Genomic DNA, 14,307 nt, shown 5'->3' on the forward strand with positions numbered 1-14,307 from the left:
AAGCAGGCCGGGGACACATTGTTACATTCTGGGATGCGGATGAATCGCGGTTTTTACACCATCATGGCAGCGCAGTTTTTTTCTTCGCTAGCCGACAACGCCCTGCTTATAGCGGCCATCGCCTTACTGGCGGAAATGTCCTCGCCGGACTGGATGACTCCCTTACTGAAGTTGTTTTTTGTCCTGTCTTACGTGCTGTTAGCCGCTTTTGTCGGCGCTTTCGCCGATTCTTTGCCAAAAGGCAAAGTCATGTTCATCACCAACATGATCAAGATCGCCGGCTGCCTGATGATGTTCGCCGATGTCCATCCATTGATTGCCTATGCAGTCGTCGGCTTCGGCGCGGCAGCATATTCGCCGGCCAAGTACGGTATCCTGACAGAACTATTGCCGGCAGAGAAACTAGTTGCCGCCAACGGCTGGATCGAAGGCCTGACCATGGCCTCCATCATCCTCGGCACGGTCCTCGGCGGCGCCCTGGTCAGCCCGCACGTAGTCTCGATACTGCTGCAGTGGCACATACCCATCATCAACTGGCACCTGAACACCCCAACCCATGCCGCACTGATGGTGATCGGCGCGCTGTATGTGATCGCCACCATCTTCAACCTGAAGATCCCTGACACCGGCGCCCGCTACCCGCACCAGCAGCACAGGCCGAGCAAGCTGATCGTCGACTTCGCCAATTGCTGCGCGATCCTGTGGAAAGACAAGCTGGGACAAATCTCGCTGGCCGTCACTACCCTGTTCTGGGGGGCCGGCGCCACCCTGCAGTTCATCGTCTTGAAATGGGCGGAGAAGTCGCTCGGCATGCCGCTCGACAAGGCCGCCATCCTGCAAGGCGTGGTGGCGTTTGGGGTAGCCATCGGCGCCGGCGCCGCGGCGCGCATGATTCCCTTGAAAAAATCGCTGACGGTGATGCCGATGGGCATCGTAATGGGCGTAGTCGTGATGGCCATGACCGTGGTGCACTCAATCTGGGTGGCCTACCCGCTGCTGATCATCATCGGCGCCCTTTCAGGCTATTTCGTGGTGCCAATGAATGCGCTATTACAACATCGCGGCCACGTGCTGATGAGCGCAGGCCATTCGATCGCGGTGCAGAATTTCAACGAGAACCTGTCAGTGCTGACCATGCTGGTGCTGTACGCCCTGATGATCAAGATCGATCTGGACGTAAATATCGTCATCCTGATGTTCGGCTCGTTTGTGGCCTGCATCATGCTGCTCATCATGCGCAAGCACGCCGCCAACCAGCGCGAGCATGATTCGCTGGCCTTGATTGGCGAAATCAAACACTAACAAAATATTCACAAGGCAACAAAAAAGCGGGCTTGCCCGCTTTTTTTCTAATCGTGCGGCATCACCGGAATGATTAAAACTCCTTCTGTACCGTCAGCGATGCGCCAAGGGAATTCCAAGTACCGATATAGCTGCTACGCTTGCCGGTATGGGTTCCGCTCAGGCCCGGTGTGATATTCCAGCCTTTAACCGGCGTATAGCGCAGCTGCGCGCCGCCAGCTACCGTGTTATAGCTGGAAAGCCCCTGATATCCGTCGATACGACTGACGCGGGCATATGGCACGAAGGTAATTTGCGGCGATGCCTGCCATATGAGAAAAGCGCCCAGTCCGGCACTATCAGGCCCTCCCTGCGCTTTTTCAAAATTCAGCGAAAAAGCTGTCTTGATTGCCGGAGTAAATATGTGCAGGTAGCTTGCGTCAGCATTTACAAATCCCGACGAACCGCTGTGATGCAAGACGGAGGCCCTGAGCAGCACTTCATTGCTACCATCAGCGCTTTTAAAAGCGCGATATTTCAGACCGAAAGTCGCATCGCTGAAGCCCTTGTCACCATCAAAGTCGCGGGAAGCACTCTTACCCGCATAGGTATAACGCATTCCAACATGATTGCTTAGGACATAAGGAAGATCGGCAAACAATTCGATGCCATAGCCCAGTCCGACATTTCCACCGAGAATTGCCCTGCTTTCGTAATCATGCTGTTCCGCTGAGTATCCTGGTGCATAAGGGCTACTGTAAGAAGAATTACTGCGGCTGCCCGACAAGCTGCCGTCAACGGCAAACTGTCCCTGATCCCGAACTGTAAAACGAGAAATGATGTCCTCCGCTTGAGCAGCAGACGAAAAAAAAGCACCAAGCAGTGCTGTTGTGATTATTGCTAGCTTCCCCATGCATTCCCTTGTTATTGACGCGCCGATTTTGACATATTAAATTACATGCGCATTATGCCGGGAACAACATTGCCTGGAAAGAAATTTTTAGCGAGGAGAACTCTTCGCCTGTCAGGCTGAGCAAATAAATCGCTAACGTCGGTGGCGCCGGACAGCCGCACGCGCCGCCCAGTCGGATGGCACTACGAAACCGCGATCGGTTTCCAGGCCAAATTCGCCTTCGGGACGTAAAGTGACCAGCAGCACTGGCGAGGCATCGCCGGAAAAATATCCCGACAAGGCTAATTGCATTTGTGCCGCGCTTCGCACATCTTCAGACGCCACCTTGGCCGGAGCCAGCCAGCGTTGGCGGGGCAAGAGATAGTATCCGGCAGTCTCATCCAGCTGCAAATCGGGCCACGCGCACCAATAGCCGCGGCAGGCATTTGGCGATACGCCGGGAACGTCAGCCGGATGCCGCTGGTCCTGGTAAAAGAGCCAGCCCTTCATCAATACCCGCGCCGACACAACCGCTTCGCTCAGATGTGCCTGGGCTGCAGGATGCTGCGACAAAGCCAGCTGATGCTGCAAAAGCTTTTGCATTTTCGATCCCAGCGAATCGGCCATGTCTCGGCCGATAAAATCGTCCGCCTGCAGGCTGGCGCCGCTGGTTTCCAGCAAATAGAACTTGCTGGCGAACTCCCAGTGGACCAGGCCGCCATTGAGACGCAGCAGGAAATCGAATTCGCCTACCGTATCGTTTTTGCTGGCCCGCACCTGCACGCTGTGGGCCACCAGCAGTTGCCGCCGCTCGAAATAGAACGCCAGCAGTTTTTCCGCATACAGGCCGAGGCGGGTCGAGGGCAAGCTGCCTATATACCCATGCAAATCCTGGAGTTTTTGCGGCTGCTGATCCAGCTCATTGAGCCAAGTCGCCAGATCCGCATCGACATAGGTGGCGATCCGGCCCTGCCATTGCGCGGCCTGCGGATCAAGCAGGTCGGGAGCATCCAGCAGCCATGCCAGCGCACGGACGTGGGGATCGCGCAAGTGATTCCAGCGGCGGTGAAACTGTTCCTGGCAGGTGCAGCCAGGCGTCAGCGCCGCAAGCCCTGCTGCCTCATTCGGGGATGTTGGCATAGGTGCTCATGGCCAGGCACAGGTCGCTCCAGACCTTGCCCTTGTCCGCCAGCTGCCGCAGCAGGTAGGCCGGGTGATAGGTCACTATCAGAGGCCGATCCGCATAGCGATGGACGCTGCCGCGCAGCTTGGAAACCGGCGTGGACGAATCCAGTCCGAGCAGTGATAGGGCAGCGGTCTTGCCCAGCGCCACCAGCACGGTGGGCTGGATCAGTTCGATCTGGCGCTGCAGATACGGCAGGCAGGCCGCCACCTCATCGGCGGCAGGCGGCCGGTCGCGGCCGTTTTCATCGGTCGGACGGCACTTGACGATGTTGGCGATGTAGGCGTTTTCGCCGCGCGCCAGGCCCATCGCCAGCAGGATATTGTCGAGCAGCTTGCCGGCCGGGCCGACAAACGGTTCGCCCTGGATATCCTCGTTGCGTCCCGGACCTTCGCCGATAAACAGCCATCTGGCCTTGCTGTCGCCGACGCCGAACACGGTATTCTTGCGTCCGCGGCATAGCCCGCATGCAGTGCATTCCGCCACGGCTTTCTGCAACTGCGGCCAGTCCATCGCCATCGGCGACGTTAGCGACTGTAGCGAGACAGCTGGCACCGGCGGCGCAGAGACGACGTCATCGTCATTCCAGGGCGAAGGGGATGCGTCATGCGCCGGCAAGGCGTGCGTCGCCGGCGCAGCTGCGCTGTCGGCTTGCGGAGCCGGATCGCTCATCAAAGAAACCGGAATCTCCGCAGACATATTCTCCTGCTGCGCAACATCGATCGATTCTGGCGCATCCTCGCTCAAGGCAGCAACGCCCTCGCGCCGCAGCCAGATCGGCCCCAAGCCGATTTCATCAAGGAAAACGCTGCGCCGGGTCATTTCGCTCATAAGGGCAGCCTCATGACGATGGCTTCTTCGCGCTTGTTGTCGGCGGCCGGATAATAGTCGCGGCGGCGGCCGATCTCGGCGAAACCATAGCGCCGATAAATCTCTATCGCGCGCGTATTCGACGGCCGCACTTCAAGCAGCACCGACTGCATCTGCTGCTGATGCGCCAGGATGCAGACCTTATCCAGCATCATTTTGCCGATGCCGCGCCGGTGCATGTCGCCATGCACGCTGATATTCAGCAAATGTGCTTCGTCAAGCGCCGCCATCATGAAAAAATACCCCAGCAAGACACCGCCCGCATCGCGCAGCACCCAGCATTGGTAGCCGCTCTGGATCGAATCGACAAAATTTCCATGGGTCCATGGATGGGAATACACGCTCTTTTCGATCGCGACTACTTCATCCAGATCTTCGACACGCATCTCGGCGAAGGCGAGCGGCCGCCGCAAACCCGGGGACTCTTGCACGCTGGCGTTCATGGCTGCGCCTTGGCCGCGCGCTCGGCGGTGGTGAGTGCGACGTTGTTACGTAAATACAAAGGCTGGGCTTCTACCGCATTCAAGCCTTTTCCTTGAGAAAAAGCGTTGCTGCCCAAAGCAGCGATCTGGCGTGCATTCGGCATCACGCCTGGCAAACTCGCCGCGGCAAACGGCGCCGCCGCAAACGCCTCGGCATATGCCGACAAACCATTGCCGCAGGCCTGCAAAGCCTTGGCGCTGGGATTCAAAGGCAGGGGCAGCACGGCTGCCGGCGCCGACAAGGTCGGCTCGACGATGACTTGCCACTGACCGTCGGCAAAGCGATATTGCGCCCAATAGACCTCGCCCATGCGCGCGTCCAGCACCGCTAGCACATCGTCGGCGCCGTTGAGGTCGCGGCAGGCTTGCGCCATGGCGGCCAGGGTCACCACCGGCAGCACCGGCAGGCCGGCGCCGAACGCCAGGCCCTGGACGATGCCGCAGGCGGTACGCACGCCGGTAAACGAACCGGGACCGACGCCGAACGCCAGCGCGTCGCATTGCGCCAGGCTGATGCCGGCTTCGGCCAGCAAGCTTTGCACCATCGGCAGGATGGCAAGGGAATGAGTTTGAACGCCCGCCGATTCGCGGGTAATCACCTGGCCGCCCCGCAATAAGGCGGCGGAGGCCAGTTCGGTAGATGTTTCGATGGCAAGAATGGTCTGCATAGGCAGTATTTTACCGCGCCAGGCGCGGCCCGGATTGCTATTCAACCAGAATCAAGCGCAGTCACGGTAAAATACCCGCTATGCGGATCCTCACTCTCGACCACCACAATCACGCGCAGCTTGCCGACATCCTCAGCGAAGACGGCTGGGTGGTGGCTTGCCTGTGCGCCGCCTGGTGCGGCAGTTGCCGGGAATACTTCGCGAACTTCACGGCACTGGCGCAGCGCCATCCGCAAGTGCAGTTTGCGTGGATAGATATCGAAGACCAGGCAGAACTGGTCGGCGACCTGGACATCGATAATTTTCCCACCTTGCTGATCCAGCGCGGGGATATCGTGACTTTCCTGGCCCCGGTTGAAATGGATTTGCGCCTGGCCGAGCGCATCCTGCTGGCGCAGATGAGCAAGAGTGCGGATGAATTGCGGAGCGAAGCCCAGAGCAGCGAAGAGCGCCGCCTGTGGCAACAGGAAGGCAATCTGCTGCGGCGGCTGACGAACAGCTGAAACACAGCCTGCTCAGGACACCAGCCAGGGATCGCAATCCGGATGCGGAAACTGCGCCATCATGAAGTCGACAAAACTGCGCACTTTGGCCGACAGCAGCCGCCGGCTAGGATACACCAGGCGCACCGCCACCTTGTTGATTTGATAGTCCGGCAACACCCGCACTACCCGGCCCGCCGCCATGTCGTCGCCCAGCGTGTACGAACTGCGCATGGCGATTCCCATCCCCGCCAGCAGGCAATGGCGCAGCAGTTCCGTGTTATTCGACATCACCTTGCTGGCAATCGGAACCACCGAGGTGCCTTGCGCCGACTGGAAAGTCCAGTGATGGCGCAAGTGTTCCAGTGAAAAATTCAGGCAGGCATGCCGCGCCAGATCCTCCGGCGCCTGCGGCTCGCCATGCTGGGCGATATAGGCTGGCGAAGCGCACAGCAGCACCTCGGCGATGCCCAGCTGGCGCGCCACCATGCTGACATCGAATTTCTGGTTGACGGAGAAGATCCCGACATCAAAGCCTTCTTCGATCAGATCGGCGGTGCGGTCCGACAGCGTCACGTCGAGCTGGACGTCCGGATACTGCTTCGAGTACAGCGGCAGCAAGCGCGCCAGCTGCGTCTGGCCAAAGCCGATCTGCGAATAGATGTGCAGCGTGCCGGCAGGATTGGTCGACAGCACCGAGGCGGCGGCCTCGGCCTCGTCGATTTCGTCGAGGATCTGGCGCACCCGCTCCAGATAGGCCTGGCCCGGCTCGGTCAGGGCCATGCGGCGGGTCGAACGGTGCAGCAAGCGGATCCCAAGATGATTTTCAAGATCGGCGACCAGGCGCGTAACGACCGCGTTCGACATGTCCAGCACCTGAGCGGCAGCGACAAAGCTGCCCTGCTCCACCACTTTTGCAAATACGCGCATGGATTGCAAGCGGTCCATCTATATTGTCCTTATTTACCGTAGATTTTCTTCAAGTTTGTCCGCCACGCTCATTTACTCAACAGGGACACGAAGCTGACCACCAGCGCCAGCACGGCGACGCCGATGCTGACGCCGCACAGCAGGCCGGCGCGCGCCAGTTTGGCGTCAACCGCCTGCACCTCCCGCTCCAGCATCAGCAAGGCCGCGCTCAGCTGCTCCGCCAGCGCTTTGATGTCGCCGGCGTTCTGCAAAGACGCTCCCTGCAACTCTGTCACCTGCTGCTGCAAAATCTGGATCTGGCTCTCCTCCGTATTCCCTTTGCGGCGAGTAAATACCGGCACCGCCACTGAAATAATGTCGCTTACATACGGAAGTATCGCCTTTGTTACCGAAACCCATGCTGACATCCATCACCTCCAATTGCCTGCCTGTTCTGTACCGCGAATCCGAGTTGATCCGAGCTTACTGAAATATCTGCTTATCCGTCGCTGCCGTATCGCCCGGCCGCAGCAAACGTCCGGCAGCGATGGTAATGGTCTGGCGGCACAGCTCGGCAATCGAAGCATCGTGCGTCACCAGCACCAAGGTAGAGCCGCGTTCCTGGTTCAGATCGAACATCAGCTGGATCACTGCATCGCCGGTAGCAGCGTCAAGGCTGCCGGTTGGCTCGTCGGCAAACAGCAGCGGCGGCTCGGTGACGAAAGCGCGCGCCAGCGCCACGCGCTGCTGTTCGCCGCCTGACAGGTATTTAGGATAATGCTGCAAGCGGCTGCCCAGGCCTACCCGCTCCAGCTTGGCTTGCGCCTTTTGCCGCGCATCTTTGTCGCCACGCAGTTCGAGCGGCAGCATGACGTTTTCCAGCGCGCTCAGATGGCTCAGCAACTGAAAAGACTGGAACACAAAACCAAGTTTTTCCTTGCGCAATCCTGCGCGGCCGTCTTCGTCCAGCAAAAAAATATCGCTGCCGTCGATGCATACCGTGCCCGCGGACGGCGTGTCCAGGCCGGCCAGCAGGCCCAGCAAAGTCGACTTGCCGGAACCCGAGGCGCCGACAATCGCCAGCGTGGTGCCGCCCTGGACGTTAAAATTGATATCATCAAGGATCACCAGCTCGCCGCTGGCGTCGGCGACCCGCTTGCTCAAATGCTGGACATCGATGGCAGGCGCCCTGGCATTGGCCGTTGCAGGATTAACAGAAGAGGACTGAGGCATGCAGATTATCGACTCCGGGTTGGGGAATGGTTGTCAGAAACGGATTGGGCGTATGACCCGCAAGATTGTCGGCAGTTCGCGGCGGGCGCTCTTGCTGCTTGGCCTGCTGGCTCTAGTATGGACGAACAGTGCCTATTCTGCATCAAAATCGATCCTGGTGTTAGGCGACAGTCTTTCCGCCGAATACGGACTGGCGCGCGGCAGCGGCTGGGTGGCGTTGCTGCAGCAGCGGCTGCAGGCGGAAAAAATCGACGCCACCATCACCAATGCCAGCATCAGCGGCGAGACCACCAGCGGCGGCAAGACGCGCCTGCCGGCTTTGCTGCAGCACAAGCCTGACATCGTCATCATCGAGCTGGGCGGCAACGATGCCTTGCGCGGCCTGCAGCTGAGCGCCACCGAAAGCAACCTGAGGGCCATGATCAGCGCCGCGCAACAAGCAAAGTCGAGGGTGCTGCTGGTTGGCATGCGGATTCCGCCGAATTACGGCCGCGACTACACCGAAAAATTCTTTTCGCAATATGCTACGGTGGCGAAACAAACCAAGGTGCCGCTGGTGCCCTTCCTGCTGGACGGCGTGCCCGACAAAGCGGACATGTTCCAGGCGGACCGGATCCACCCGCTTGCCCAGGCACATCCAATCATCTTGAACAACGTCTGGTCTGGATTGAAGCCGCTGCTGATGAAATAGCAGCAGGCCTGGCTCCTTGCATTGGGCGCGCGATCAAGCGGCGGCACCAAGGCCATCGTCAGGCCAGCAAAGATTAATTTCCACACGCACGCCCTGCTGTCCAGGCAGAAATGCAAAAAGCCCATGCAACTTGCGTTGCACGGGCTTTTTCTATTCCACTCGAAGCACCTGGCTTTACTTGCTGCTGCCGTCGCCGTCCACTGGCGCCACGGCTATCGGCTTGAGGATCTTGACCTTGGCCTTCTCTTTCAAGACGTCCACGTATGCCAGCATTTCCTGCTGCGCCAGGATGCCGGTGATCTGCTCCTGTTCAGCGACGCGGCGCGCCTGATCCTGGGCAGCAGGCTGTCCTACCTTGCCGATGCGATACAGGACATAGCCTTGCTGCGGCAGCGTGACGCCGACATAGGCAGGCAGTTTATTGGCGTCGGCCTTCATCACCGCTTCAAACGCCAGCGGATTGACGCCCTGGCTCTTGGTGCGCGATACGGTTTGCGCAGCAGCGAAACCGCCGGTGTTGTCTTGCGCCTTCAAGGCGGCCAGCTTCTCTTCGCCGGCTTTCTTGGCCAGCGCGGCTTCTTCAGTGTGCGTCACCTTGTCGCGGATGACTGCCTGGACTTCTTCAAACGGCCGCTTGGTCACAGCTTTGTATTCGAGGACGTGGCCGGCGATAAAGGTGCTCGGCGCAATCTCAATCGCCTCGGTGTTGTGCTTGTTCTTCAACGCCTCGTCCGAATACAGTGCAGTCAGGAATTTTTGATTGTTGTACGGAGCGGTAGGCGCGGCAGCAGGGTTAGGCTGGCGGCCCAGATTCTCCGCGGTCTGGATTTGCAGATGCAATTTGTCGGCCACTGCCTTCAGGCTGTCCGCCTGCTCATACACGGTATTGCTGAAGGCTTCAGCCATTTCAGTGAATTTGCGTGCAGCCAGCTGCTTCTTGATTTCACCGGCGACTTCCGTCTTGACTTCATCCAGCGGCTTGACCTTGGCTGGCTTGATGCCGGTCAGTTCGATGATGTGGTAACCGAAATCGGATTGCACCAGATCGCTGATCTCGCCTTGCTTCAGTTTGTTCGCTGCGTCTTCGAAAGGCTTGACCATGCTGCCGGCGCCGAAATAACCGAGATCGCCGCCCAGTTCAGCGGAGGCGGTATCCTGCGAATTCGCCTTGGCGACCTTCGCAAAATCGGCCGGCGTCTTGCGTACTTCCGCCAGCAGGCTTTCCGCCTTGGCCTTGGCTGCAGCTTGCTCTGCAGCCGGCGCATCTTTTTTCACCGCGATCAGGATATGGCTGGCGCGGCGCTCTTCCGCCTCGGTATAGCGGCTGACATTCTGATCGTAATAGGATTTGATATCGGCATCGCTGACCGTGATCTGGCCTGCCACGGCGGCGCTGTCGAGCACCACATATTCAGCCTTGATCTGTTCCGGAATCTCGAACTCCTTCGGATTCTTGCTGTAATAGTCCTGCAGCATGGCGTCCGTAACCTTGACCTGGGCAGCATAATCGGCGGCCTTGAACAGCAGTTCCTGCACCTCGCGCTCCTGATCATTGATATCAGACAAGCGGGTGGCGACGGTCTTCGGCGTGAATGCGGTCGACTGCACGGCGCCGTTCAACTGCTGCATGGCCATATCCTGGCGCAAGCGGGCAGCGTAGGAAACCTGCGTCATGCCCTGCATTGCCAGCAATTGATCGAATGTCTTGCTGTCGAATTTTCCGTCCGCTCCAACCAGGTTTGGAAACTGGCTGAGGATGATTTGCTGTATGGCCGGGTCAGCGACTGTCAAATGCTCGCTGTTGGCAGTTGCTGCAAGCACTCGTTGCGAAATCAGATTATCCAGCACGCCCTGCTTGGCTTCGGGCGTCTCCATCATTTTCGGATCGAAACGGTCGCCAAAGGCCTGGCGCATGCGCTCCATCTGCTGGCGCAAGGCGCCATCCAGCTCTTGCTGGGTGATCGGCTGGCCGGCGACTTTCGCTACCGTGTTGGCGCTGTCGCCAAAGCTGCTATAGCTTTGCAGACCGACTAGAGCGAAGGAAGGGATGATCAACAGCAGTAGCAAGAACTGCATCAAGCGCTGATGGGTACGGACAAATTCAAACATGGTCGGCCAATCGAGATCAAGCGGCTAATAAATAAAGCTGCAACATATAGGAATACTTCATATGAGGCAACAATATAAACCAAATGCACATAAGAAAAAAGGTGAACTTTCGTTCACCTTTTTTGTATTTTGGCGGAGTGGACGGGACTCGAACCCGCGACCCCCGGCGTGACAGGCCGGTATTCTAACCAACTGAACTACCACTCCTGAGACTGCTCGCAAATCTTATAAAACAAATTCGCATTTTCTTGTGTGACCATGCCGCAGAAAACACGACAAACCAACCGGTCAAACATTTTGGCGTTTGTCACAACGCCAAAGAACGCTAGTTTACAGCATCTTTCAAAGCTTTGCCAGGCTTAAATTTAGGAACTTTCGCTGCCTTGATCTTGATTGCTTCTCCGGTGCGCGGATTACGTCCGGTGCGGGCCGCACGCTTACCCACCGAAAAGGTGCCGAAACCAACCAGCGTCACGCTGCCGTTCTTCTTCAGCGTGGTCTTTACTGCCGCTATCATCGCATCCAGTGCGCGCGTGGATGCAGCCTTGGAAATGTCTGCCGACTTGGCAATATGATCGATCAATTCGGTTTTATTCACTTAGGTCCCCTCATATGAATGGAAATTCGAGATGCGATTTTCGGGATGCAGCAAGGCTGGCATCGGCTGCGAAAATATCGCGGGCGGAGTGCAGAAGAAATCTGCAAGCTGGTATTAAACAAGCCGCAAAGCCTTGTGTCAAGCGCCTTCCCGGCAATATGAGGTAGGTTTAACCTGATTTTACAAACTTGATAGATTCAACATCAAATAGATGCGCGCATAGAAAAAAAGCGCCCTTGCGGACGCTTTTTAAATTACGAAAATTAAGACCGTGAATTCAACAGCTTAGCAAGCCTCAGTGCTTGACTACGCTAGGATCGCTCTTCTCGCCGGTCTTGGCGACCGTGGCCGCATCCAGCACCGCTTCTTCTTCGGTCAACGGCACCGGCTGACGCTCCAGGGCAATTTCCAGCACCTTGTCGATCCAGCGCACCGGCACGATTTCCAGCTTGTTCTTGACGTTGTCCGGAATCTCGGCCAAGTCCTTCACGTTCTGCTCTGGAATCAACACCGTCTTGATGCCGCCGCGATGCGCCGCCAGCAGCTTTTCTTTCAAGCCGCCGATCGGCAAGACTTCGCCGCGCAGGGTGATTTCACCCGTCATCGCCACATCGGCGCGCACCGGGATGCCGGTAAAGATAGACACCAGCGCCGTAGTCATGCCGACGCCGGCTGACGGTCCGTCCTTCGGCGTCGCACCTTCCGGTACATGGATGTGGATGTCGCTCTTCTCGAAAGCTTCGCCCTTGATGCCGAGTTTCGCTGCGCGGCTGCGCATCACGGTGCGGGCTGCCTCGATCGATTCCTTCATCACATCGCCCAAGGTGCCGGTGCGGATGATGGCGCCCTTGCCAGGCATCTTGACTGCCTCGATGGTCAGCAATTCGCCGCCGACTTCGGTCCATGCAAGGCCGACTACCTGGCCGATCTGGTTTTCTTTCTCTGCCACGCCGTAGTCGAAGCGCCGCACACCGAGGAACTTGTCGATGTTCTTGGAGGTGACGGCCACTTTCTTCTCTTGTTTCTTCAACAGCAGCAGCTTGACCACCTTGCGGCAGATCTTGGAAATTTCACGTTCCAGCGAACGCACCCCTGCTTCACGCGTGTAGTAGCGGATGATGTCGCGGATCGCGCCTTCGGCCACGGTGATTTCCTCAGCCTTCAAACCGTTATTCTTGATTTGCTTGGGCAGCAGGTAGCGTTGCGCGATGTTGGTCTTTTCATCTTCGGTGTAGCCGGACAAGCGAATCACTTCCATCCGGTCCAGCAATGCCGGCGGGATGTTGAAGGAGTTCGATGTCGCCACGAACATCACATCCGACAAGTCGAAATCGACTTCGATGTAGTGATCCGAGAAAGTATGGTTCTGTTCAGGGTCCAGCACTTCCAGCAGCGCCGAAGACGGATCGCCGCGGAAATCCATGCCGAGCTTGTCAATCTCGTCGAGCAGGAACAGCGGATTGCGCACGCCGACCTTGGTCAGGCTTTGCAGGATCTTGCCAGGCATCGAACCGATGTAGGTACGGCGATGGCCGCGGATCTCGGCCTCGTCGCGCACGCCGCCCAAAGCCATGCGCACGAATTTGCGGTTGGTGGCGCGGGCGATCGATTGCCCCAGCGAGGTTTTACCCACGCCCGGAGGACCGACGAAACACAGGATCGGCGCTTTCAGCTTGTCGACGCGCTGTTGCACGGCGAGGTATTCCAGGATGCGTTCCTTGACCTTGTCCAGGCCATAGTGATCGCCTTCCAGGACTTTTTCAGCGTTGCCGAGCTCGTTGTTGACCTTGGATTTTTTCTTCCATGGCAAACCGACCAGCGTATCGATGTAGTTGCGCACCACGGTCGCTTCTGCCGACATCGGCGACATCAGCTTCAGCTTCTTCAGTTCGCTCTGGGCTTTTTCCAGCGCTTCCTTCGGCATCTTGGCAGCCAGGATCTTCTTTTCCAGCTCTTCCAGGTCGGCGCCTTCTTCGCCTTCGCCCAACTCCTTCTGGATCGCCTTGACCTGCTCGTTCAGATAGTATTCGCGCTGCGATTTTTCCATCTGGCGCTTGACGCGGCCGCGAATGCGCTTTTCCACCTGCAGGATATCCAGTTCGCCTTCGAGCTGGCCCAGCAGATGCTCATAGCGCTTGGCGATATTGAAAATTTCCAGGATCACCTGCTTTTGCTCCAGCTTCAGCGGCAAGTGGGCGGCGATGGTGTCGGCCAGGCGGCCGGCGTCATCGATGCCGGACAGCGAAGTCAGGATCTCCGGCGGGATTTTCTTGTTGAGTTTGACATACTGGTCGAACTGCTGGACGATGGCGCGACGCATCGCCTCCACCTCAGCCTCGTCGCCCAGCTCGGATTCCAGCGGCGTCAGGTCGGCAACGAAATGCGTGTCGAGTTCGCTGATGTGATGGATGCGGGCGCGCTGCGCACCTTCCACCAATACCTTGACGGTGCCGTCAGGCAGTTTCAGCATTTGCAGGATGTTGGCGACGCAGCCGATTTCATAGATGTCGTCCGGCGACGGCTCATCCTTGGCGGCGGCTTTCTGCGCCGCCAGCATGATGCTCTTGCCCTGCTCCATGGCAGCTTCCAGGGCCTTGATGGATTTAGGGCGACCGACGAACAATGGGATCACCATATGCGGAAACACAACCACGTCCCGCAAAGGCAAGAGAGGCAACTGAGTCTGTTCAGTAAATGTAGAAGTCGTCATGGCGAGCCTTATCAAAAAAACTTACTAATGATGTTGGCACGAGTGGCCGAAACTCAAGCCCCGGTTTCAACAATAAATCACCACTTCTATGGGAGCCTTCGAGAAAGCCCCCGGTTTTTGCATGGGGCAATAAAAAAGCCACACGCGAAGCTGACTTCGGGTGGCTTTGCGATTGAAGCCAAATCGTATATTTTGGGAA

At 57.9% G+C, this 14,307-nt stretch carries 14 protein-coding genes and 1 tRNA gene; 3 read left to right on the plus strand and 12 right to left on the minus strand.

What is annotated here, in order from left to right; genetic code table 11:
• Positions 1-39: 39 nt before the first annotated feature.
• Positions 40-1,302 carry a lysophospholipid transporter LplT gene (lplT, locus tag KHU30_RS05380; RefSeq protein ID WP_211441566.1) on the plus strand — a complete coding sequence of 421 codons (1,263 nt, stop codon included), beginning with the start codon at positions 40-42 and terminating at the stop codon, positions 1,300-1,302.
• Positions 1,303-1,375: 73 nt separating this feature from the next.
• On the opposite strand, the gene KHU30_RS05385 is transcribed toward lplT, so the two are convergent.
• The 5 genes from KHU30_RS05385 to tsaB form a co-directional block, all read right to left on the minus strand.
• Complete coding sequence (locus KHU30_RS05385; protein ID WP_211441567.1) at positions 1,376-2,194, minus strand: hypothetical protein; 819 nt, start codon at positions 2,192-2,194, stop codon at positions 1,376-1,378.
• A gap of 132 nt (positions 2,195-2,326) precedes the next feature.
• Positions 2,327-3,313 carry a DUF1853 family protein gene (locus KHU30_RS05390; protein ID WP_211441568.1) on the minus strand — a complete coding sequence of 329 codons (987 nt, stop codon included), beginning with the start codon at positions 3,311-3,313 and terminating at the stop codon, positions 2,327-2,329.
• On the minus strand, positions 3,294-4,187 hold the full coding sequence (locus KHU30_RS05395; RefSeq protein ID WP_211441569.1) for a uracil-DNA glycosylase: 894 nt from the start codon (positions 4,185-4,187) through the stop codon (positions 3,294-3,296). Before KHU30_RS05395 ends, KHU30_RS05390 begins: the two co-directional genes overlap by 20 nt.
• On the minus strand, positions 4,184-4,669 hold the full coding sequence (gene rimI / locus KHU30_RS05400; RefSeq protein ID WP_211441570.1) for a ribosomal protein S18-alanine N-acetyltransferase: 486 nt from the start codon (positions 4,667-4,669) through the stop codon (positions 4,184-4,186). The genes KHU30_RS05395 and rimI overlap by 4 nt, the downstream gene beginning before the upstream one ends.
• Positions 4,666-5,376 (minus strand): tRNA (adenosine(37)-N6)-threonylcarbamoyltransferase complex dimerization subunit type 1 TsaB, encoded by a 711-nt coding sequence (gene tsaB, locus KHU30_RS05405; RefSeq protein WP_211441571.1) that lies wholly within the window; start codon positions 5,374-5,376, stop codon positions 4,666-4,668. Before tsaB ends, rimI begins: the two co-directional genes overlap by 4 nt.
• An 80-nt stretch (positions 5,377-5,456) precedes the next feature.
• Here tsaB and KHU30_RS05410 point away from each other — a divergent pair, with 80 nt between their 5' ends.
• On the plus strand, positions 5,457-5,879 hold the full coding sequence (locus KHU30_RS05410) for a thioredoxin family protein (RefSeq protein ID WP_211441572.1): 423 nt from the start codon (positions 5,457-5,459) through the stop codon (positions 5,877-5,879).
• A 12-nt stretch (positions 5,880-5,891) separates the two neighbouring features.
• Here KHU30_RS05410 and KHU30_RS05415 read toward each other — a convergent pair whose 3' ends face one another.
• The 3 genes from KHU30_RS05415 to KHU30_RS05425 are packed head-to-tail and all read right to left on the minus strand — an operon-like array spanning position 5,892 to position 8,000.
• Positions 5,892-6,806, minus strand: a complete 915-nt coding sequence (locus KHU30_RS05415; protein WP_211441573.1) for a LysR family transcriptional regulator — start codon at positions 6,804-6,806, stop codon at positions 5,892-5,894.
• Between the two features lie 50 nt (positions 6,807-6,856).
• A complete protein-coding gene (locus KHU30_RS05420; protein WP_211441574.1) occupies positions 6,857-7,195 on the minus strand; it encodes a hypothetical protein in 339 nt (112 codons plus the stop codon).
• A gap of 55 nt (positions 7,196-7,250) precedes the next feature.
• Entirely contained in the window at positions 7,251-8,000 is a 750-nt protein-coding gene (locus KHU30_RS05425; RefSeq protein ID WP_211441575.1) for an ABC transporter ATP-binding protein, read from the minus strand.
• A gap of 52 nt (positions 8,001-8,052) precedes the next feature.
• Here KHU30_RS05425 and KHU30_RS05430 point away from each other — a divergent pair, with 52 nt between their 5' ends.
• Positions 8,053-8,691, plus strand: a complete 639-nt coding sequence (locus KHU30_RS05430) for an arylesterase (protein WP_230427190.1) — start codon at positions 8,053-8,055, stop codon at positions 8,689-8,691.
• Positions 8,692-8,865: 174 nt separating this feature from the next.
• Here the strand turns inward: KHU30_RS05430 and KHU30_RS05435 are convergent, their stop codons facing one another.
• The 4 genes from KHU30_RS05435 to lon form a co-directional block, all read right to left on the minus strand.
• Positions 8,866-10,800 (minus strand): SurA N-terminal domain-containing protein, encoded by a 1,935-nt coding sequence (locus KHU30_RS05435; RefSeq protein WP_211441577.1) that lies wholly within the window; start codon positions 10,798-10,800, stop codon positions 8,866-8,868.
• Positions 10,801-10,930: 130 nt separating this feature from the next.
• Positions 10,931-11,007: transfer RNA gene (locus KHU30_RS05440), tRNA-Asp, on the minus strand.
• Between the two features lie 118 nt (positions 11,008-11,125).
• Positions 11,126-11,398 carry an HU family DNA-binding protein gene (locus tag KHU30_RS05445; protein ID WP_062114624.1) on the minus strand — a complete coding sequence of 91 codons (273 nt, stop codon included), beginning with the start codon at positions 11,396-11,398 and terminating at the stop codon, positions 11,126-11,128.
• 295 nt (positions 11,399-11,693) lie between these two features.
• The gene (gene lon, locus KHU30_RS05450; protein WP_211441578.1) at positions 11,694-14,108 is read right to left on the minus strand and encodes an endopeptidase La; all 2,415 of its coding nucleotides are present in this window, start codon (positions 14,106-14,108) and stop codon (positions 11,694-11,696) included.
• Positions 14,109-14,307: the final 199 nt, after the last annotated feature.

This window comes from Collimonas humicola (genome assembly GCF_018304945.1).
In the GTDB taxonomy this organism is placed as follows: domain Bacteria; phylum Pseudomonadota; class Gammaproteobacteria; order Burkholderiales; family Burkholderiaceae_D; genus Collimonas; species Collimonas humicola.

Coding starts and splice junctions, on each gene's coding strand:
- lplT (WP_211441566.1), top strand. CDS start 40: ATGAATCGCGGTTTTTACACCATCATGGCAGCGCAGTTTTTTTCTTCG.
- KHU30_RS05385 (WP_211441567.1), bottom strand. CDS start 2,194: ATGGGGAAGCTAGCAATAATCACAACAGCACTGCTTGGTGCTTTTTTT.
- KHU30_RS05390 (WP_211441568.1), bottom strand. CDS start 3,313: ATGCCAACATCCCCGAATGAGGCAGCAGGGCTTGCGGCGCTGACGCCT.
- KHU30_RS05395 (WP_211441569.1), bottom strand. CDS start 4,187: ATGAGCGAAATGACCCGGCGCAGCGTTTTCCTTGATGAAATCGGCTTG.
- rimI (WP_211441570.1), bottom strand. CDS start 4,669: ATGAACGCCAGCGTGCAAGAGTCCCCGGGTTTGCGGCGGCCGCTCGCC.
- tsaB (WP_211441571.1), bottom strand. CDS start 5,376: ATGCAGACCATTCTTGCCATCGAAACATCTACCGAACTGGCCTCCGCC.
- KHU30_RS05410 (WP_211441572.1), top strand. CDS start 5,457: ATGCGGATCCTCACTCTCGACCACCACAATCACGCGCAGCTTGCCGAC.
- KHU30_RS05415 (WP_211441573.1), bottom strand. CDS start 6,806: ATGGACCGCTTGCAATCCATGCGCGTATTTGCAAAAGTGGTGGAGCAG.
- KHU30_RS05420 (WP_211441574.1), bottom strand. CDS start 7,195: ATGTCAGCATGGGTTTCGGTAACAAAGGCGATACTTCCGTATGTAAGC.
- KHU30_RS05425 (WP_211441575.1), bottom strand. CDS start 8,000: ATGCCTCAGTCCTCTTCTGTTAATCCTGCAACGGCCAATGCCAGGGCG.
- KHU30_RS05430 (WP_230427190.1), top strand. CDS start 8,053: ATGACCCGCAAGATTGTCGGCAGTTCGCGGCGGGCGCTCTTGCTGCTT.
- KHU30_RS05435 (WP_211441577.1), bottom strand. CDS start 10,800: ATGTTTGAATTTGTCCGTACCCATCAGCGCTTGATGCAGTTCTTGCTA.
- lon (WP_211441578.1), bottom strand. CDS start 14,108: ATGACGACTTCTACATTTACTGAACAGACTCAGTTGCCTCTCTTGCCT.